We start from the raw sequence: 18,458 nt of genomic DNA, 5'->3' as shown, positions 1-18,458 counted from the left end.
ACAATAATGCTGTTGTAGAATTGACTAATCTGATTCCCATTAGTTTCCTTCAACTGCCATTCTTGTTTGCATAGCTAATATCGACTCCGTATAGCGTGGATGGTCGATTTCTTTCTTTATTGCTTAGGTACATAGTAATATGAAAGCGTATATAATAAAATGAATAATATGATTAAAACATGAACAATCTGATTATCATTTCTAGTCATCAAGGAGGACATATGAATCAATCTACTACCTGTCACGTTTTATCCGCTGGATTTTCCTTTCACCGCAAACCTTTCCATATGTCACATAGCCATGGAAATCAGAACTATTTAATTCGTCTGCAAACAGAGGGCCGAAGCCGAGCAATGATCGACGGTGTGATGACACCAGTGGAGAGCGGCGATATCATGCTGTTTGCTCCTAATGATCCTTACTATTTAATTATTGATAAGGAAGAGTATCCTGTAGGTAAGCCGCGGATTGAAAGCGGAGATTATCATATTTTTTGTGAAGGCACTTGGATTGTTGAATGGTGGGAACGTGCTCAGAGACCCTCACTCTTAAGTGTGCCACTGAGTGAGAATTTCCTCGGCTTATTTCGTCAGCTGATTCTTGAGCACAGACGTCTTTCCGATTTCTCACCAGCGATATCTGCCTGTTATTTGCAAATCCTGTGTATGGAAATCGACAGACTCATTACAGATCAGCCAGCGATTACGCCTAAAGGCTATCTAGCTTACCGAATGAAGCAATATGTTGAGGAGCATGCAACCTTACCTTTTCTGTTGGAGGATGTTGCCGCAAATGTAGATATTTCCGTCTCCCGTGCCGTTCATTTATTTAAGGAGGCCTTTGGGACCAGTATTATCAAATATGTAAATGATGTCCGGCTAGAGATGGCAAGAGAACGAATCACCTTCAGTCCAATGCCGCTGGAGCAAGTAGCAGAAACCTGCGGTTTCGCAAACTATACTTATTTTCACCGTGTATTCCGAAGTCGTTTCGGCATGTCCCCTAGACAATACCGTGTACACAGCAGAACTCAAGTATAACAAGAGATAAGGCGAATCAATGAAAATAGGGCTATCCCTAAAGTAGATAAACTCCTACTAGGATAGCCCTTGCTTCTATATTCAAAGCATAGGCATGTTAATGAGATAATTATTCTTTTTGAGCTGAAATAATCAGGAACATCGGTCTGCGATCCTCGTCCTTCATCCACGGATCATTGCTCATCTCATCAGAAGGCTTAGGCTCTTTAACTGCTTTGATAGCAAACCCGGCTCCAATCAAGTCATTGAAATAGGTTGAGATTGTGCGATGATATTTAATCACATTTTCTGTTAAGAATGTCGTTTCACGCAATCCCTCAGACTGATAATGATCTACAGGCCAATGGAGACGATTGCCTTGGTCATCCACATACCAGTCCTGTTCATTTCGAGAAGTAAAGATGGGATGCTCCACTGAAAATATAAAACTGCCGCCTGGCTTAAGGTAAGCATGAACCTTGCGACAGATGGCTTCAAAGGACGCTACATAATGCATGGCCAATGAACTAATGACCATATCAAATTGTTCGCTCGCAAATTCAATATCCTCAATCGGCATCTGGATATAAGAAATAGCTGGATCGTCTGTTTTTCCACGCGCTTCTTGAAGCATTTTTTCAGAGATATCTACGCCAACGACTGAGCTTGCCTGCTGCTCGCGTGCATATAAACAATGCCAGCCAAACCCGCAGCCTAAATCAAGAACACTTTTATTATGTAAGTCTGGGATCAGAGGTTGTAATACATGCCATTCTCCAGCTGCTTTAAGCCCGCCAATGGAACGAGGCATTTGTTTATAGGCTGAGAAGAAATTCGTATCGTCGTATTTATTTTGTTTCATTAGTTACACATCTCCTATCCTTTATGTATTCAATCAGTATATTCTTAGTGATATATTCATTTCAAATGGCCAAACAAAAAGGAGCATCATCTTGGAAGATCCGCTCCTTATATTTATTCTTATTCAGTTGCTGCTGCTTGCTCGGCATTAACCTTACATGCTGTGAAATGGCGCTATAATCCCTATTGGATCTTCGGCTTTGAGCTGCGCACCAGATACCTGAGCGCTCTGCCTTTAACAAGGCTTTTTGAGTCTTGGTTCGTGCCATGTGGCACCACTCTCCTATTCATTGATGAACTATCAGACAGCTATAGTTTAACATAATACAGACTATGAGCGCAGCCAGAATTCCGTTACAATGAGATCACTGCTTGTTTTCTAACTTATCTAAATAGATTCGGAGGTTATTAGTGATGAAATACGATGTTTTGTACGAGGGTGCTTTTGCAATGTTGAAGGTATATTTGGACCCCGGCGAAAGTGTTAAAGCTGAGATGGGCGCAATGGTTGCCATGTCTCCTAACGTAGAGTTAAAAGGAACGGCTGATGGAGGCGTGATGCGGGGTCTGGGAAGAATGCTGAGCGGTGAAAAATTCTTCTTCCAGGAACTCAGAGCTATCCGTGGTCAAAGTGAGGTCCTACTGTCTCCAGGATCATTAGGTGATATCCAAGCTATCGAATTAGATGGTTCTTATAAGCTGTTAGTTCAAAAAGACGGATTCTTAGCCGGAACGGAAGGCATTCAAGTAAATACCAAAATGCAAAATTTAACACGCGGACTTTTCTCTGGCGAAGGCTTCTTCATTGTAGAAATCAGCGGCAGAGGAACGGTATTCCTGTCCTCCTTCGGAGCGATCCACGCCATTAATTTAGCACCAGGTGAAGAGATGATTATCGACAATGGACATCTCGTCGCTTGGCCAGATTATATGGACTATAAGGTAGAAAAAGCAGCCTCGGGTTGGTTGAACAGTTTAACCAGTGGTGAAGCGCTTGTCTGCCGATTCCGCGGAGAAGGTGTAATCCTTGTTCAGAGCCGTAACCCTGGGAGCTTCGGAACGTGGATTAAATCCTTCGTACCCACTCGAAGCTAAAAAATGACATAGGCTTTCCCAAAAAGCAGGATTTCTTTCTTTTAACTGTTTCAAACGCAACATAGCGCTTCTCCGGTTTTTAAGAAGCGCTGCTTTGCGTGCGAATTAAGGAATATCTCCCTATAACTCAGAAATTTCTGCGCATTTGAATACTAATTAGGGAAACTCTCCCTATAATTCAACTGATTTGTTGTGAAATATAGATTTTCCGCCGATTTATAGGGAGGATTTCCCCATTTCCATTCATATTGGCCAATTATCACTACTTTAGACGGAGTTTTTCCCTAATTACTTTCCAAAAAAGAAGCTGCCCTCTAAGCAGTATTCACTACTTCTGAGACAGCTTCTCCTTTTAGTTAGAAAGCGGCTTAAGAAACCGCTTTGTTTGCTTTTTCTTTTTTACAGCCTGTTCGTTTACATGTGTCATAAGTGCCTTTGAAATCAAGGCGGTGATCCGTGACGTTAAAGCCGTATTCACGTTCCACTCTTTTCTCCAGCTCCACTAGCCAGTCATCCTTAATTTCCTCCAACCTGCCACACACGCTGCATATCAAATGATGATGCATGTGAGAATGATCATTCCCCCGCAGATCGTAACGAGCGACTCCATCTCCGAAGTTCATCTTTTCTACAATGTGAAGCTCGCATAAGAGCTCAAGTGTACGGTATACCGTTGCCAGCCCTAAATGCGGATAGCTGAGCTTAACAAGCATATATACTTCTTCTACGCTGAGATGATCTTTCTCATTGTCGAGCAATATGTTCACTATGGCCTCACGCTGGGGCGTTAATTTATATTTTTGCGCCGCAAAAAGCTGACTGATATTTGAAATTTGATCCATTTGATTTCCTACCTTCCCGGAATGATTTAACATCCGTATCCACTGAGACGCACCCATTTATGCATCAAAATATAAAACGTAAATAGTAATCGTTACGATATAATCATATCAAAATTAGTCACGAATGAATAGAGCCTGACATCATTATAACATTTTAGCTCTCTTATCCAAAGTTTCTTTCACCTTTTCCTGCCTATTTTTCTACCAAAATCTACTTTTTCGTGAAATATTGTAGGTTTGACCGCAACCTTTCCATATTTTTCTGCGTTAAAGGAGTTGATAGCGGCCACGAGGCCTATCCTTACAACGAGGTGAAATAAACATGAATATGAAAAAAAGAACATTAGCCGCGATTACAACCGTTACGATTCTCTCCTGCTCTTTGGGTGGCCAAATATTTGCAGCCGGAAACACCTTTAAGGATATTGACAATATAAACGGGAAAGAAAAAATTATTTCTTTAAAAAATCAAGGCTTGATCAAAGGGGTTAGTGAATCCCAATTCTTGCCCAGCTCCAAAGTTACAACAGCACAAGGGATCCAGTTCATTTCGGGTGGTCTCCAGCTTAGTCTTGCGGCTATTGATTTCAACAAAGCTCCCGTTGCTAGTGGCTTGTTCACGAAAGTCAAGGATAAAGCTTGGTACGCTGAAGCCTTTATCAATGCGTATTATAATCATGTCGAGCTTCCTAAGGATATTGATCCAACCAAAACAATAACCAAAGAAGAGTTCACCAATTATCTAGTGCAAGGGGTCGAAGGCATTGGGAATCTGCCGATGATTAATATAGTGCCCGTAGATATCGCTGACGATGCTGCGCTGAATCCTTCTTACCAAGGCAGCATTCAACGTTCGCTTAAATACAAGATCAATAGTTTAGACGCCAATGGGAAGTTTAATCCGAAAAGTGAAATCACTCGCTCCGAAGCTGCGATTATGCTCTATAATGCTTTGGAATTCCTGAAGACCGGTCTGAAATCCTAACCGATAAGCGGCATTCAACTGATCTGATTGAACACACGAAAAAGCAGTCCAGGAATGTTCCTGAACTGCTCTTTTTTGCGACTTAATCTTCTTCTATATCTCTTCTCCACTAATTCTGTTCAGAAATTGCAGCGCACGAGGATGCTGCGGATGCTCAAGAACTTCTTGCGGAGTCCCTTGCTCTAGAATATGGCCTCCATCCATCAGAATGATCCGGTCAGCCACATCAGCAGCAAATTTCATCTCATGGGTCACTATCACCATGGTCATCCCCTCTGCCGCTAACTGTTTTATAACCTTAAGCACTTCCCCCACCAACTCAGGATCAAGCGCAGAGGTTGGCTCATCGAACAACAGCACCTCTGGATCTACTGCCATGGCACGAGCGATAGCTACCCGTTGCTGCTGACCACCTGACAGTTGATGCGGATAAGCATCCGCTTTGTCCGCCAAGCCAACTTTAGTTAATAACTTAAGGGCACGTTCGCGTGCTTCGTCCTTGGATCGCTTCTGGACCGTCACCTGCCCCTCCATTACATTGCCTAGTGCCGTCATATGCGGAAAAAGATTATAGGACTGAAAGACCATCCCTGTTTTTTGACGTAACGCCAAAATGGACTTCTGGGGGATTTTCTTGTTATCCGTGAAATTAATTTTAATATCACTGAGCGATAAGCTTCCTTGATCAGGGACTTCAAGCAGATTAAAGCAGCGTAAAAGCGTTGTTTTGCCTGAACCCGATGGGCCAATAATGACCAGCACCTTGCCATGCTCCATTTCCAGATCAATGCCCTTTAATACCTGCAGCTCACCGAAGGATTTATGCAAATTAAGTATTTCAATCATAATTGTCTCCCCCTTTAGCTCGCAGAGTAACGACTCAGTCGTTTCTCCAAGTAGTTTTGCAGTGCTGACAACACAGAGCAGAACAATAAGTAGAATAATCCGGCTTCCGTATACACCAGCAGAGGCTCATACGTTGTAGAAGCTACCTGCTGCGCAGTTCTAAACATCTCCGTATAGGTAATGATTGCTGCCAATGAAGTGTCTTTGACTAAGCTAATAAAGGAATTCGATAACGGCGGTACAGAAACACGGGCAGCTTGTGGCAGAATAATGCGGCGCAGTGCCTGGGTACGAGTCATCCCAACGGAGAAAGCCGCTTCCCACTGACCTTTATGTATCGACAGAATAGCCGCACGGATGATTTCCGATGAATAAGCCCCTACACTAAGCGTAAATCCAATGGTCGCGGCTATGAAAGGGTCGAGCACAATTCCCACTGCCGGCAAACCATAAAAAATAATAAACAGTTGTACTAACAATGGGGTTCCACGAATGACCCATACATAAAAGCGGGCGATTAGCTTCGGAAGTATCCACGGGGAGAGACGAGCCAGTGCTGTCAATATCGCTAAGATCATTCCCAGTGCAAATGATATCAATGCCAATGGAATGGTAAAAGCCACCCCAGCTTTTAGCAGGGGTAGCAGTGAATCTAAGAAAATTTGTATTTTGCGGTCATCCATTTTTAGACATCCTTTTTTGGCTCCAAGCTGGTTAGCTTCTGAACCCTTGAATTATTTTGAAACGTCAGCACCAAAGTATTTCTCAGAAATCTTTAAGTACGTGCCATCGCTCTTCATTTCAACAATTGCATCACTAACTGCTTTTACCAACTCTTCGTTGCCTTTTAAGAAAACAGCTGCGCTTTGTGAACCGTCTGGAATCTCATCTACTACTTTAATTTTTACATCAGGCTTTTGCTTTTTCAGGTCTAGATAAGACAAACCATCATTTACAGTCGCATCAATACGGCCTGAGGTCAATAGGTCCATCGCTTGATTGAAGCCATCTGTAGCTACAATTTCAGCCCCGTTCTCACGGGCGATATCAGACAGGTTACTGGTCAGAGATTGTCCGGCTTTTTTCCCCTTAAGATCTGCAAAGGTTTTGATATCCTCATTGTTTTCACTCACTATCAATACCGCTTTAGATACGATATACGGTTCGGAGAAATCATATTTCACTTTACGATCTTCATTAATGGATACTTCGTTAAAAATAACATCAAACCGCTTGGCATCCATCCCAGCAAAAATACCGTCCCACTGTGTCTCAAAAAACTCTGGTTCAACACCGAGACGCTTCGCTACTTCCTCAGCAATTTCTACATCAAAGCCGGTCAGTTTGCCCGAAGCGTCATGATAAGTAAAGGGTGCATAGGTCCCTTCTGTTCCTATACGCAATTTGCCGCTAGCTTTAACAGCTTCCAGACTGTTTTGTGCAGTGGCTGTATTTCCAGCATTCGTTCCAGCTGAAGAATTCTTAGACGTACCGGTATTCGAATTATTGCCGCAGGCCGCTACAAACACCACGGTTAACGCCAATAGAATAGTTAAACTTAGTTTTTTCATAATTAATTCCCCTCTCTTTACCCGGAATTCATCCGGTAAATTGTATACTACACTGGCCGCTGTATACCGTCAATGATTTTTTCCGATTATATACATCGGAATTGTAATATTAGGTAAATCTCTACCCTTATATTACCCATTCTTAGAATAATCCTTCACAAGATCCTCTCTTTACATCTCAGAAAGATATGGTATATTTATAAACAAATTAAATATGGACCTGTTATTTCACTAGGGGAGTCGGCCGACTGAGACGGAGCTTCAAGCTCCGGACCCTTGGAACCTGATCTGGATCATACCAGCGGAGGGAAGTGGAGCAGAATTTTCATCCCATGCATTTTAGTGTTCCTATGCAGAATGAACTTTTTGACCCATTTATTTCCCTTCGGAAATGAATGGGTCTTTATTTGTTTACAATCAATCACAAAACTTAAGCATACAAGAAGTTTATCCATCACAAAACGTTTAGGAGGTTCGATCATCACGACAATCCTATCCATTCAAGGCTTAACCTACTCTTTTCCGGAATCTGAACACCCCCCTGTATTTGCAGATCTATCCTTAGATATCAGCAGAGGAGAGTTTGTCTCGGTCATTGGGGCTAGCGGATGCGGAAAAAGCACGCTTTTCAAAACTATAGCAGGCTTGCTCGAACCCACTCACGGGCAAATAATAATTCATTCGAACCCGTCATCCTCTACTCGCTTAGGTCAGATCGCTTACATGCCTCAGCAGGATTTGCTGTTGCCTTGGAGAACCGTGCTCGACAACTGTCTTTTGCCCTGGGAGATTAAACCAACGTTTAGCAAACAACAGACGATCTCTCGCATTCAAGAAATGCTTTCACGTTTCGGTTTAGCCGATGTAGAGAGGGCATATCCCCATGAGCTGTCGGGTGGCATGAAACAGCGAGTCGCATTTCTACGAACGCTTGTAGCTGGTGGCGGGACCGGTCTTATGCTGCTAGATGAGCCGTTTGGAGCGCTCGATGCTATGACCAAACGTGAGATACACCGTTGGCTATTGGAGCTTTGGGATGAGCTGGGTCAAACAGTGATGCTCATCACCCATGATCTAGAGGAAGCGCTATTACTAAGCGATCGGATTTATTTATTGTCTGGAGGAATCCATAGCGAAATCCAGGAGATTGTCGTTGATTTACCGAGGCCAAGACATTACAAGATGAACTATGAACCCCGGTTTATAGCGTTACGGGAAGAGTTGGAGCGGAGACTGTATGCAGCCCATACCTTTTAAAAAATATGTAAACAATTACGTTCCCTTCATTCTACTGCTGTTGTTCATTCTTGTGATCTGGGAGTCAGCTGTTCGTCTTCACTTGATTCCAGCCTTTATCCTACCTGCACCTTCTTCAATAGGCATCGCATTGATCGAACACAGGCAATTACTCAGACCGCATTTATTGGCCACATTGCAGGAAATATGGGTAGGCTTTGTTCTCTCAGTTATTTGTGGTGCACTGCTGGGCACCGGAATGTACTTGTTTCGTCCCCTTGAAAAGGCCATCTATCCGTTCCTTATTATCAGTCAGACGATTCCGTTAATCGCGCTATCCCCCATTTTTATTATGTGGTTCGGGTATACGCTATGGAGCAAAGTGGCTGTTGTGTTTCTAACTGCTTTTTTTCCAGTCGTTGTGAGTACATATGACGGACTTCGTACAAGTGGTCAAGCCTACAAAGACTTATTGTTAACATTTGGCGCCAACCGCTGGCAACTGCTCGTTAAAACCCAAATCCCGCTGGCGCTGCCCTCCTTTTTCTCAGGACTAAAGCTATCCATTGTGTACTCCGTGATTGGAGCGACCATCGGCGAATGGCTCGGCGGCAGCAAAGGACTCGGTTACTTTAGCCGAAGGATGGCCGGAAATTTGCAAAGTGCCGAAATGTTCGCCGCTGTATTTCTGTTATCCGCGCTTGGTATAGTGTTGTTTCTAATGATAGCTCTGCTCGAACCATTATTTTTAAAGAAAAGAGGATCTAAACAATGAATGATTTGAATTTCCAAAGAAAATGGCTTATTCCCGTATTTCTCATATGTTCAGTCCTAATCTTCACCAGCTGCGGAAAAGCATCCAATGTAAGCAATACTCCTGCTAATTCATCTAATAACGAAATTAAACAAACGCACAAGCTGACGATTATGCTCGATTGGTATCCCAATGCCGTTCACTCTTTTTTATATGCAGCTGAGCAGAATGGTTATTTCCAAGAGGAAGGTCTGGACGTAGAGATCCAAATGCCCGCAGACAGCAATGACGCACTGAAACTTGTAGCAGCGAATCAAATCGATTTAGCGCTTAGTTATCAGCCTCAGGTGCTAATGGCACGCAGTGAGAACATTCCAGTACGTTCGATTGCTGCGATTGTGAGACATCCGCTTAATCATTTAATGGTACCTCAGACTGGAGACATTCATAGTCCCAAAGACCTCACAGGTAAACAGATTGGATATTCTTCCATTCCTCTTTATGAAGCCATGATTCGTACGATGATCCAAAACGATGGGGGTGACCCTAAGGCCAGCAAATTAATCGACGTAGGCTTTGACCTTATTCCGGCGATTGCGACGGGGCAAGTGGATGCCATTATGGGAGGGTTCATTAACCACGAACAATTAATCTTGGAAAAAGAAGGACATTCCGTGAACTCGTTCAACCCCACGGATTACGGTGTCCCTGATTATTACGAGCTAGTACTTGTCGCCAGTGATCAAGGAATACAAAATTCTGAGTCCTATTTCAAAAAGTTTCTAAATGCAATTACTAAAGGACAACAATTTGTGCAGGAGAATCCGGAAAAAGCGTTGAATTTGCTGCTTGCACACGAAGATGAGACCTCTCCACTTGATAAGCAAATTGAAGAGAAGAGTCTGGCTATTCTACTACCGCTAATGTATGCGGGTGACCAAGATTTTGGATATCAAGAACCCGCGTCTTGGGAGAAGGTACGACAGTGGCTATCAGACAATGATTTACTGTCTACTGACATCAAAGCTGAGGATGCTTTTATTAATCTTTAAACATTAGCTATTCGCCCATAAAACTTGAGGAGGAATTATCATGTGTTATCTATCCAAAGTACGGGAATTCAATCCCTTGATCCACAATATCACCAATATCGTGGTAGCGAATTTTTCAGCCAACGGTCTTTTAGCGCTTGGAGCCTCCCCCTTTATGGCGGATGCTCACGAAGAAGTGGCAGATATCGCCGCATTTTCATCTGCCGTAGTTCTGAATATCGGCACACTGAATGACTACGCCATTCAATCTATGGTGCTCGCGGGACAATCTGCGAATAAGCACGGCGTTCCCTTAGTTCTTGATCCAGTGGGTGCGGGAGCCACTGCTTATCGAACAGCTGTCACTCAAAAGCTTGTGAATGAGATGCAAATTACCGCTCTACGTGGCAATGTGGCTGAAGTTGCCAATGTCATTGGTGAGAGCTGGTCTATCAAAGGGGTGGATGCTGGTGAAGGTGAGGGCGATGTCGTCGTCTTGGCTGAGACTGCTGCGCGGAAGTTAGATTGTGTGGTTATCATCACCGGAAAAGATGATGTCATCACAAATGGAGATAACACCTACATTGCCAGCAATGGTCACCCTATTCTAACAAAAGTAACGGGAACCGGTTGTTTGCTAAGTGCAGTAGTCGGTGCATTTCTTGCGGTAAGTGAAGGAGCATCTCTTGAAGCAGCAGTTGAAGCTCTCTCCTTCTATGGAGTGGCTGCTGAAATCGCCGCTGAACTAACGGCTGGACAAGGTCCGGGGAGCTTTCAAATCGAGTTTCTAAATCAATTGAGCTTGCTCACAGCTGAAACTTACAAAGATAAATCAAAAATTAAACAACTCAGATAACAACCCTAAGGAGTGAACAGAATGACTATATCCAAAGCTTTAACTATAGCCGGCTCGGATAGCGGTGGTGGCGCTGGCATCCAGGCAGATCTAAAAACCTTTCAAGAGCTTTCTGTATATGGCATGTCCGCACTCACAGCTGTGACAGCCCAAAACACACTAGGAGTTCAGGGCGTATTTCCGTTGACACTGGAAGCTATTACGCAACAGCTTGATTCCATTGGAATTGATTTGAAGCCTGAGGCCGTGAAGACTGGGATGCTATTTAACAGTGACATCATTTGTATCGTAGCAGAGAAGATCCAGCAATATGACTGGCATAATCTTGTAGTTGATCCTGTAATGGTTGCTAAAGGTGGCTCTACCTTGCTCCGGCAGGAAGCTGTTCACTCCTTAATCAGCCATCTGCTGCCCTTAGCATTGGTGACGACGCCCAATATTCCAGAGGCCGAAATGATTACTAACCGAAGCATCACCACCATCGAAGAACGTAAAGAAGCGGCTAAAATCATTCATTCCATGGGCTCTGACTATGTAGTGCTAAAAGGTGGGCATGATACCTCAACTACAGCGGTTGTCGATCTTCTATATGATGGTCAAGAGTTTATCTATATGGAGAGTACTCGGATTCAGACTAAACATACCCATGGCACTGGCTGCACCTATTCAGCAGCAATTACTGCTGAGCTAGCCAAAGGCAAATCCGTTGCTGAGGCCATTCAAACCGCCAAAGCTTTTATACAAGCGGCGATTGAAGATGAGCTGGGCATTGGGGCTGGACATGGACCTACGAATCATTTTGCATATCAGAATAGATTGCGAGGGATGAACCTTGAAGCAAATAGACAGTGATCAACTACGTAATTTATTAAAAGTCTATTTCATTATGGGCAGTGTGAATTGCCTTAAATCCCCAGCCAAGGTATTAAAAGAAGCCGTTGCTGGAGGCATAACAATGTTCCAATTTCGTGAAAAAGGTACAGGGGCATTAACTGCAGAGGTTAGATTTAATTTAGGAAGACGGCTTCAAAAGATATGTCGTGCTAACGGAGTCCCTTTTATCGTTAATGACGATATTGATCTAGCCATCGCCCTTGATGCGGACGGCATTCATGTTGGACAAGATGACACCCCCACGCTAGCAATCAGGCAGCTGCTTGGGGAGGACAAGATCGTTGGTGTATCTGCTCATTCGCTCGCCGAAGCCCAGCAGGCCATTGCAGATGGAGCTGATTATCTAGGGATTGGACCTATTTATCCTACCTCTTCCAAGGACGATGCCCAAGCCGTTCGAAGCACATTAGTCATTGAGGAAATACGAAACAGCGGCATTACGGTTCCTTTAGTCGGCATAGGAGGAATCACAGTGCACAATGCAGCACCAGTACTAGCTGCGGGTGCGGACGGTATCTCCGTTATATCAGCTATTGCGGGCGCTGAAGACATCACCTTAGCCGCCAGAGGATTTGTTCAAGAAGTTAATTTAAGAGGAACATAAGCTCACTCAGCTCTTCTCCGCTCAAATGACGCCATTGTCCTCGCTCCAAACTATCAAGTGTAATATTCATGATTCTTATTCGTTCTAGTTTAAGTACTCTATATCCTAACTCCTTGCACATTCTGCGTATTTGCAGATTAAGGCCTTGAGTTAGGATAATTCTAAACTCATCATCAGCGATCGGGTACACTTCGCAAGGTTTCGTTGTGACCCCAAGTATGTCCACACCGCTAGACATTTCATGTAAGAATTCTGGCGTCACTGGCTTATCTACGGTAACCACGTATTCTTTCTCATGCCCATTTTCGGAACGCATCATTTTGTTTACGATATCTCCATCGTTCGTTAATAAAATGAGACCTTCCGAGTGTTTATCTAATCTCCCGATTGCAAAGATTCGTGAAGGATATCCTACAAAATCTATAATATTCCCAGCCACATCAGGGGCTGCGGTACAGGTAATCCCGATTGGCTTGTTCAGCGCGAGATATACCAGCTCCCCTTTACTAGTCGTTATGGGCTCTCCATCTACGGATACAATATCCTCTGGCTCTATAAGATTATTCGCCTCACAGACAACTCCATTAACCGCGATTCGGCCAGCGGCAATTAGCCGTTTCGTTTCTCTTCTGGAACAAAAGCCAGTCTCGCTTATATATTTATCGATTCTCACAATGAACCTACTTTCTATTCATAAGCTTAGTCATATTTATCCAATAAAAAAACACCTGATTTTAACGATCAAAATCAGATGTTAACCTTCAGGAATAACCCAGTTCAAGGGAGCTATTTGGTGCTTCCGCTTTTTTTCACGTTATTGCCCTTGCTTCCACTTAGATCTTTAGCGCCTGGACCCGTGGTTGGAGCACCTTTTGCAGGTTTAACTGGCTTTGCTGTTTTGTTCCAGCGTGTCCAGCCCTTACTCCCCGTACCTCTGCCCGTGCCGCCACCTTTACTTTTTGCACCCATCATATCACTCCGTCAGTCATTCAGAATTCGTATAGTTTATACACTTCATCTATTTTACCACACTCTCAAACTTTCTGTTTAAGTAATAGCTCAGCTTCGTCTAACGATACTCTGATTAGTATTTAGCATCTTTATTCATTTCATGAATATCAAAGGTATCTTCATGTATTTCAATGGCGATGACAGTACCCTCTTTTTCGAAAAATTGCACATGCCCTAACCGCTTATCCTCCAGCTCCACCCAGCCAGCATCCTCTAATTTATTAAAATAACTGTCAGGCCGGTAAAGACCTTGTTCTCCCCCTATATTATCCAATTCGTACTTTACGCCTATTTTTATATTAGGGTTACTTGAAGTTGTCGTCACTTCGATTTCCTTGGCGTTCTTCGGAATAGGAATTTCAGCATTTATAGAAGATATTCCGTACTCTTGCTCCTCTTGAGTTGATGATGTACATCCACTTGTGAATAGTATTAAAGGTAACCATATAAAAGCTAATAAATATTTATACAGGTATATCAACTCCTTCCCTGACTTATTTCACCAAATCAATCCATTAAAAAACACCCCACCAAAGACTAGGCTTTGATGAGGTGTCTATTTCGAATCCGCTTTATAGCTCATCCAGTTTATTTAGGCTGAATATAACCTTCTGCTTTCAGAAGCTCAGCGATCAATACAGCACCGCCGGCTGCTCCGCGCAGGGTATTGTGGGAGAGGCCCACGAACTTGTAATCATAGATGGCATCTTCGCGAAGTCTGCCTGTCGACACGCCCATACCGTTCTCAATATCGCGATCCAGTTTGGTCTGTGGACGGTTCTCCTCTTCGAAATAAGTAATGAACTGTTTAGGTGCGCTAGGCAGCTCAAGCTCTTGAGGACGTCCTTTAAAACTCTTCCACAGGTTCAAAATCTCTTCTTTGGATGGCTTTTTCTCAAAAGAAACAAATACAGCAGCCATATGTCCATCCGCTACAGGCACACGGATACATTGCGAAGTAATGGTTGGCGCTTCACTTTTTACGATGCCTTCTTCTTGCACGCTTCCCCAGATGCGCAACGGCTCTTGCTCGCTCTTCTCTTCTTCACCACCAATGTAAGGAATTACATTGTCAAGCATTTCTGGCCAGTCAGCAAAAGTCTTACCTGCACCGGAAATCGCTTGGTACGTTGTAACTACAACTTTAGAGGGGTTGAATTCTTTAAGCGCATGAAGCGCAGGCACATAACTTTGAATGGAGCAGTTAGGTTTAACCGCAATGAAACCTGTTTCTGTACCCAGACGTTTTCTTTGCTGCGCAATAACCCCAAGATGCTCTGGGTTAATCTCAGGAATGACCATAGGCACGTCCGGCGTCCAGCGATGCGCAGAGTTATTGGAGATTACTGGAGTACCCGTACGAGCATAAGCTTCTTCGAGCGCTTTAATCTCTTCTTTTTTCATGTCTACTGCGCAAAAGATCAGGTCTACGTCCGCAGCTACTTCTTCTACCTTAGAAGCATCTTGAACCATAATATTCTTCACGTTCTCAGGCATTGGAGTGGATAGTTTCCATCTGCCCTTGGCCGATTCTTCAAACGTTTTCCCAGCAGATTTCGCACTTGCAGCAATTGCAGTTACTTCAAACCAAGGATGATTCTCTAGAAGGGCAATAAACCGCTGACCTACCATACCTGTGCCGCCAACTATGCCGGCTCTTAGCTTTCTTGACATCAGAAAATACACTTCCTTTTGATTAACTGTCCTATTGTGAATAATAGGCTGATAATTAATGATATACGGCTCGGGAACATTTGGCGAGTGTTAACATCAAAATAACATTAAAAAATTTAATATTTTCACTTAAACCAGCCTTTTTCCTTAAAGCGAGTGATCGCTTCAATCCGATTCCCCACATCCAGCTTATCAAGGATAACTGAGATGTAATTTCGTACGGTACCGGTAGTAATGTACAGCTCACTGGCAATTTCTTTCGTATTTTTACCATCGGCGATCAGGCCGAGCACTTCCTTCTCCCGCTGAGTCAATGGATTCACTTCACCGCTGTAGGCTTCATCCATCAGCTCCGGTGCATACATGCGTCTGCCTGCCATAACATTCCGGATAGAGAGTGCAAGCTCTTCACTAGGACTGTCCTTCAGTAAATAAGCGTGAACCCCCGCCTTGAGCGCACGTTCGAAATATCCTGCCCGAGCAAAGGTCGTTAATATCATCGTTTTGCAGCCGCTATTCTTCAAGGCTTCAGCAGCGTCGAGACCACTCATCGCCGGCATCTCAATATCCATAATGCAGATATCCGGCTTAAGCTGCTGAACCATGGCAACAGCTTCTTCCCCATTGCTTGCTCGGCCCACAACCTTCATATCCTCTTCTAAATCGAGCAAAGAGGCCAGCGCCCCGAGTAGCATTCGTTGATCCTCAGCGATTACAATTTTTATCATTATAGGATGACCTCCGGTTCCTGATGCTTAAATGCATTGGGTACTTTAATCACAATTGTAGTCCCGCTATCTCTCACAATATCCATACAGCCATTTACAAATTCAAGTCGTTCTCTCATACCTTGCAGTCCGTGACCTTTAAAATAAAGATCGTTCCCAGGTATTCCTTTCCCGTCATCTTGCACTTTTATGACTAAATCCGTTCGAGAGGGCTTAATCAGAATAGAGCAGGCTTGCGCTCCACTGTGCTTCACAACATTAGTGACTGCTTCCTTTATACACATGCTAAGTACATTTTCCGTAATCAATGAGGTATTGGTTAGCTTCGGATTTCCTTCCAATGTAAAATCAATTTCCGCAGCTGCAAGAAACTGCTGAATATGGATAAGTTCATCTTCAAGCCGAATGCCGCGCATTCGCGTAACCATTTCCCGAACCTCTTTCAGCGCACTTCTCGCCGTTTGTCGTACATCATTGATCTCTGCTTTTGCTTGGATAGGATTAGAGTCGATTAGCTTTCCTGCCAAATCACTCTTCAGACCAATTAATGAAAGCTTCTGACCTAATGTATCATGGAGGTCTCGCGAAATTCGTTGTCGTTCTTCAAGTTTAACGAGTTCGGATATCCGCTTGTTCGCATCCTCCAATTGATCTTGCAACTTGCCTTGATTATTTCGGTTATAGGTACTAATTGGAAGTAGAATCACTGCAATCATACTTACAAGCACAAACGGTAGCTGACTAATAAACACTGAATTACGTGATAGCAGCTCATAATTAATCGTAATGATCGTAGTTAACAGATGAATAGAGTACAGTGTGAAGAAACCCACTCGATTCTGTATGTTCCCAATAAAAAAGGCTAGGAAAAGTGCAAAATACATATATCCGAACAAAAGCGTCATCGTTATAGACACTATAATTTGAACACTCGTCCAGAAATAAACCAACCAGCCCTTAGATACAAAAGAAAGTACATAACAAACAAAAAATACTGCGATCATCAAGATTCCCCAAACTACTTGATAGGTTGAGGAGGAGCGAAATATAAAATAAAACGGTAGAATGTAAAAAACGACCCACACATAAGGGCTGAGACCTGTGCTTTTATGAAAAATATGATGCCACTTTTGCATGACCGCTCTCCTTTTCACCATACATTACTCTCCTTATTCTAGCATAAATTCAGTGGAAATCTGTTGTTTCACTACCCCAAACAGAAAAAGATTAGAGCCACGAATGATTTCTCCGGCTCTAACCTTTCTTTATACTGCTATTTTTTTCGAACCTATAATATTTATTCTCCTTGGAGTCTAGTCTTATGAACTTGTAGGACTTCTGCTGCTGCAGCTGCTACCTTAGGTTTGTTTAGTCTCGACTTCATCTGTTTAAAACTTATGAAGCACTTATTCTCTTCATCCCAAAGACGGAAGTGCAAAGCCTTCAAGCTAGAACTAAGTGTTATAGTCGTCGCTTTTTGCAAGGGTGGCGTGGCATTATGTGCTTTTTCTAAATTATAGTTGGGTACCTTCGGACTTAAATGATGGACATGGTGGAACCCGATGTTCCCTGTAATCCATTGCAATAGCTTAGGTAGCTTGTAATATGAACTTCCCTCTACTGCAGCCATAACATAACTCCACTCCGATTCATTCTCGAAGTAAGAATCCTCGAACTGATGCTGAACATAGAACAACCATATTCCGAGAAAACCAGATACAAAAGCGATAGGCAATTGCACCATGATAAAGGCTTGCCAGCCGATCGCCCAAATAAGCAAACCATAGAGAGCTGCAATAGATACATTTGTTAAATAGGTATTCATCCGTTCTTTACGTCTTGCGCCTTTGGCATTAAAGCGATACTGGATCATAAATACAGCGATAGGTCCTATTCCGAACATCACGATCGGATTACGGTAAATACGGTAGTAAAGACGTTTCCAGAAAGAAGCTGCTTCATATTCGTCAACAGTCATAATCCATATATCGCCAATCCCTCTTTTATCGAGGTTACTAGAGCTGGCATGATGAATAGAATGGCTATGCTTCCACTGTCGATAAGGAACAAGCGTTAATACACCTGTGATCGTTCCGATAATGTCATTTGCTTTACGGTTCTTAAAGAATGAACCATGCGTACAATCATGAAAAATAATAAAAGTTCGAATTACAAATCCTGCTGCAGGAATGGCCAACAATAGGGTGAGCCAGTAGGAAACGGATAAAGAGAAATACGCTCCGCCCCATAACAGCACAAGTGGCCCTAAAGTATTAATGAGCTGTCTTATGCTCGCGTTGCGGTCGTTTTTTTCGTAAGGGGCTACACTTTTTTTAAGACTAGAGAGCTGTGATGTCTGTTTTGTAGTCATCTTTATCGTTTCCTCCTTGATGTGTCTGGCTAAGGATCTTTTTATCTATTCTAAGTATAGGAGATAAAGTGTCATCCTAT

Annotated in this window: 22 protein-coding genes and 1 riboswitch; of the genes, 9 read left to right on the top strand and 13 right to left on the bottom strand. The window is 43.2% G+C overall.

The window, feature by feature from the left end; translation table 11 throughout:
• Window positions 1-221 precede the first annotated feature (221 nt).
• Window positions 222-1,040 carry an AraC family transcriptional regulator gene (locus tag CA600_RS01725; protein WP_094868610.1) on the top strand — a complete coding sequence of 273 codons (819 nt, stop codon included), beginning with the start codon at window positions 222-224 and terminating at the stop codon, window positions 1,038-1,040.
• 109 nt (window positions 1,041-1,149) lie between these two features.
• Here the strand turns inward: CA600_RS01725 and CA600_RS01720 are convergent, their stop codons facing one another.
• Window positions 1,150-1,881, bottom strand: coding sequence for a class I SAM-dependent methyltransferase (locus CA600_RS01720; protein WP_094868609.1), 732 nt, complete (start codon window positions 1,879-1,881; stop codon window positions 1,150-1,152).
• A gap of 61 nt (window positions 1,882-1,942) precedes the next feature.
• Window positions 1,943-2,149, bottom strand: coding sequence for a hypothetical protein (locus tag CA600_RS01715; RefSeq protein WP_094868608.1), 207 nt, complete (start codon window positions 2,147-2,149; stop codon window positions 1,943-1,945).
• A gap of 145 nt (window positions 2,150-2,294) precedes the next feature.
• On the opposite strand from CA600_RS01715, the gene CA600_RS01710 reads away from it, so the two are divergent.
• A complete protein-coding gene (locus tag CA600_RS01710) occupies window positions 2,295-2,975 on the top strand; it encodes a TIGR00266 family protein (protein WP_042187527.1) in 681 nt (226 codons plus the stop codon).
• A 368-nt stretch (window positions 2,976-3,343) separates the two neighbouring features.
• On the opposite strand, the gene CA600_RS01705 is transcribed toward CA600_RS01710, so the two are convergent.
• Window positions 3,344-3,817 (bottom strand): Fur family transcriptional regulator, encoded by a 474-nt coding sequence (locus tag CA600_RS01705; protein ID WP_094868664.1) that lies wholly within the window; start codon window positions 3,815-3,817, stop codon window positions 3,344-3,346.
• A 322-nt stretch (window positions 3,818-4,139) separates the two neighbouring features.
• Between CA600_RS01705 and CA600_RS01700 the strand changes: the two genes are divergently transcribed.
• Window positions 4,140-4,802: an S-layer homology domain-containing protein gene (locus tag CA600_RS01700; RefSeq protein ID WP_094868607.1), complete on the top strand. Its 663-nt coding sequence runs from the start codon at window positions 4,140-4,142 to the stop codon at window positions 4,800-4,802.
• A gap of 93 nt (window positions 4,803-4,895) precedes the next feature.
• Here CA600_RS01700 and CA600_RS01695 read toward each other — a convergent pair whose 3' ends face one another.
• Genes CA600_RS01695 through CA600_RS01685 form a run of 3 tightly spaced genes read right to left on the bottom strand, consistent with a single transcriptional unit; the run spans window position 4,896 to window position 7,219 of the window.
• Window positions 4,896-5,648: an amino acid ABC transporter ATP-binding protein gene (locus CA600_RS01695; protein ID WP_094868606.1), complete on the bottom strand. Its 753-nt coding sequence runs from the start codon at window positions 5,646-5,648 to the stop codon at window positions 4,896-4,898.
• 14 nt (window positions 5,649-5,662) lie between these two features.
• Entirely contained in the window at window positions 5,663-6,331 is a 669-nt protein-coding gene (locus tag CA600_RS01690; RefSeq protein ID WP_094868605.1) for an amino acid ABC transporter permease, read from the bottom strand.
• Window positions 6,332-6,382: 51 nt separating this feature from the next.
• Window positions 6,383-7,219, bottom strand: coding sequence for an amino acid ABC transporter substrate-binding protein (locus tag CA600_RS01685; RefSeq protein WP_094868604.1), 837 nt, complete (start codon window positions 7,217-7,219; stop codon window positions 6,383-6,385).
• Window positions 7,220-7,442: 223 nt separating this feature from the next.
• A riboswitch (TPP riboswitch) is annotated at window positions 7,443-7,546 on the top strand.
• A 39-nt stretch (window positions 7,547-7,585) separates the two neighbouring features.
• Here CA600_RS01685 and CA600_RS01680 point away from each other — a divergent pair.
• The 6 genes from CA600_RS01680 to thiE are packed head-to-tail and all read left to right on the top strand — an operon-like array spanning window position 7,586 to window position 12,594.
• Window positions 7,586-8,476 carry an ABC transporter ATP-binding protein gene (locus CA600_RS01680; protein WP_256989681.1) on the top strand — a complete coding sequence of 297 codons (891 nt, stop codon included), beginning with the start codon at window positions 7,586-7,588 and terminating at the stop codon, window positions 8,474-8,476.
• Entirely contained in the window at window positions 8,457-9,230 is a 774-nt protein-coding gene (locus tag CA600_RS01675; protein WP_179281486.1) for an ABC transporter permease, read from the top strand. Before CA600_RS01680 ends, CA600_RS01675 begins: the two co-directional genes overlap by 20 nt.
• On the top strand, window positions 9,227-10,261 hold the full coding sequence (locus tag CA600_RS01670; protein ID WP_094868603.1) for an ABC transporter substrate-binding protein: 1,035 nt from the start codon (window positions 9,227-9,229) through the stop codon (window positions 10,259-10,261). Before CA600_RS01675 ends, CA600_RS01670 begins: the two co-directional genes overlap by 4 nt.
• Window positions 10,262-10,301: 40 nt before the next feature.
• Window positions 10,302-11,096 (top strand): hydroxyethylthiazole kinase, encoded by a 795-nt coding sequence (gene thiM, locus CA600_RS01665; protein WP_094868602.1) that lies wholly within the window; start codon window positions 10,302-10,304, stop codon window positions 11,094-11,096.
• Window positions 11,097-11,117: 21 nt separating this feature from the next.
• Complete coding sequence (thiD, locus tag CA600_RS01660; protein WP_094868601.1) at window positions 11,118-11,948, top strand: bifunctional hydroxymethylpyrimidine kinase/phosphomethylpyrimidine kinase; 831 nt, start codon at window positions 11,118-11,120, stop codon at window positions 11,946-11,948.
• On the top strand, window positions 11,929-12,594 hold the full coding sequence (thiE, locus tag CA600_RS01655) for a thiamine phosphate synthase (RefSeq protein ID WP_094868600.1): 666 nt from the start codon (window positions 11,929-11,931) through the stop codon (window positions 12,592-12,594). Before thiD ends, thiE begins: the two co-directional genes overlap by 20 nt.
• Here the strand turns inward: thiE and CA600_RS01650 are convergent.
• The 7 genes from CA600_RS01650 to CA600_RS01620 all read right to left on the bottom strand — a co-directional run bounded on the left by CA600_RS01650 (window position 12,575) and on the right by CA600_RS01620 (window position 18,378).
• Window positions 12,575-13,267: a pseudouridine synthase gene (locus CA600_RS01650; RefSeq protein ID WP_094868599.1), complete on the bottom strand. Its 693-nt coding sequence runs from the start codon at window positions 13,265-13,267 to the stop codon at window positions 12,575-12,577. The genes thiE and CA600_RS01650 overlap by 20 nt on opposite strands.
• 113 nt (window positions 13,268-13,380) lie before the next feature.
• Complete coding sequence (locus CA600_RS01645; protein ID WP_094868598.1) at window positions 13,381-13,563, bottom strand: DUF3934 family protein; 183 nt, start codon at window positions 13,561-13,563, stop codon at window positions 13,381-13,383.
• 115 nt (window positions 13,564-13,678) lie between these two features.
• Entirely contained in the window at window positions 13,679-13,879 is a 201-nt protein-coding gene (locus CA600_RS30780) for a hypothetical protein (protein WP_179281485.1), read from the bottom strand.
• 314 nt (window positions 13,880-14,193) lie between these two features.
• Window positions 14,194-15,279 (bottom strand): aspartate-semialdehyde dehydrogenase, encoded by a 1,086-nt coding sequence (gene asd, locus CA600_RS01635; RefSeq protein ID WP_094868596.1) that lies wholly within the window; start codon window positions 15,277-15,279, stop codon window positions 14,194-14,196.
• Window positions 15,280-15,404: 125 nt separating this feature from the next.
• On the bottom strand, window positions 15,405-16,007 hold the full coding sequence (locus CA600_RS01630) for a response regulator transcription factor (protein WP_042126995.1): 603 nt from the start codon (window positions 16,005-16,007) through the stop codon (window positions 15,405-15,407).
• Entirely contained in the window at window positions 16,007-17,143 is a 1,137-nt protein-coding gene (locus tag CA600_RS01625) for a sensor histidine kinase (RefSeq protein WP_094868661.1), read from the bottom strand. The genes CA600_RS01630 and CA600_RS01625 overlap by 1 nt, the downstream gene beginning before the upstream one ends.
• A gap of 161 nt (window positions 17,144-17,304) precedes the next feature.
• Entirely contained in the window at window positions 17,305-18,378 is a 1,074-nt protein-coding gene (locus CA600_RS01620; protein WP_094868595.1) for a fatty acid desaturase, read from the bottom strand.
• Between the last annotated feature and the right edge of the window lie 80 nt (window positions 18,379-18,458).

Origin of the sequence: Paenibacillus sp. VTT E-133280 (genome assembly GCF_002264385.1) — a bacterium.
Taxonomy (GTDB): Bacteria; Bacillota; Bacilli; order Paenibacillales; family Paenibacillaceae; genus Paenibacillus_AQ; species Paenibacillus_AQ nitricinens.
The sequence above is the reverse complement of the archived record's forward strand: the minus strand, read 5'-3'. Positions and strand labels throughout refer to the sequence as shown.

What these genes read in the sequence shown, in the direction of transcription:
- CA600_RS01725 (WP_094868610.1), top strand. Translation starts at nt 222, where the DNA reads ATGAATCAATCTACTACCTGTCACGTTTTATCCGCTGGATTTTCCTTT.
- CA600_RS01720 (WP_094868609.1), bottom strand. Translation starts at nt 1,881, where the DNA reads ATGAAACAAAATAAATACGACGATACGAATTTCTTCTCAGCCTATAAA.
- CA600_RS01715 (WP_094868608.1), bottom strand. Translation starts at nt 2,149, where the DNA reads ATGGCACGAACCAAGACTCAAAAAGCCTTGTTAAAGGCAGAGCGCTCA.
- CA600_RS01710 (WP_042187527.1), top strand. Translation starts at nt 2,295, where the DNA reads ATGAAATACGATGTTTTGTACGAGGGTGCTTTTGCAATGTTGAAGGTA.
- CA600_RS01705 (WP_094868664.1), bottom strand. Translation starts at nt 3,817, where the DNA reads ATGGATCAAATTTCAAATATCAGTCAGCTTTTTGCGGCGCAAAAATAT.
- CA600_RS01700 (WP_094868607.1), top strand. Translation starts at nt 4,140, where the DNA reads ATGAATATGAAAAAAAGAACATTAGCCGCGATTACAACCGTTACGATT.
- CA600_RS01695 (WP_094868606.1), bottom strand. Translation starts at nt 5,648, where the DNA reads ATGATTGAAATACTTAATTTGCATAAATCCTTCGGTGAGCTGCAGGTA.
- CA600_RS01690 (WP_094868605.1), bottom strand. Translation starts at nt 6,331, where the DNA reads ATGGATGACCGCAAAATACAAATTTTCTTAGATTCACTGCTACCCCTG.
- CA600_RS01685 (WP_094868604.1), bottom strand. Translation starts at nt 7,219, where the DNA reads ATGAAAAAACTAAGTTTAACTATTCTATTGGCGTTAACCGTGGTGTTT.
- CA600_RS01675 (WP_179281486.1), top strand. Translation starts at nt 8,457, where the DNA reads ATGCAGCCCATACCTTTTAAAAAATATGTAAACAATTACGTTCCCTTC.
- CA600_RS01670 (WP_094868603.1), top strand. Translation starts at nt 9,227, where the DNA reads ATGAATGATTTGAATTTCCAAAGAAAATGGCTTATTCCCGTATTTCTC.
- thiM (WP_094868602.1), top strand. Translation starts at nt 10,302, where the DNA reads ATGTGTTATCTATCCAAAGTACGGGAATTCAATCCCTTGATCCACAAT.
- thiD (WP_094868601.1), top strand. Translation starts at nt 11,118, where the DNA reads ATGACTATATCCAAAGCTTTAACTATAGCCGGCTCGGATAGCGGTGGT.
- CA600_RS01645 (WP_094868598.1), bottom strand. Translation starts at nt 13,563, where the DNA reads ATGGGTGCAAAAAGTAAAGGTGGCGGCACGGGCAGAGGTACGGGGAGT.
- asd (WP_094868596.1), bottom strand. Translation starts at nt 15,279, where the DNA reads ATGTCAAGAAAGCTAAGAGCCGGCATAGTTGGCGGCACAGGTATGGTA.
- CA600_RS01630 (WP_042126995.1), bottom strand. Translation starts at nt 16,007, where the DNA reads ATGATAAAAATTGTAATCGCTGAGGATCAACGAATGCTACTCGGGGCG.
- CA600_RS01625 (WP_094868661.1), bottom strand. Translation starts at nt 17,143, where the DNA reads ATGCAAAAGTGGCATCATATTTTTCATAAAAGCACAGGTCTCAGCCCT.
- CA600_RS01620 (WP_094868595.1), bottom strand. Translation starts at nt 18,378, where the DNA reads ATGACTACAAAACAGACATCACAGCTCTCTAGTCTTAAAAAAAGTGTA.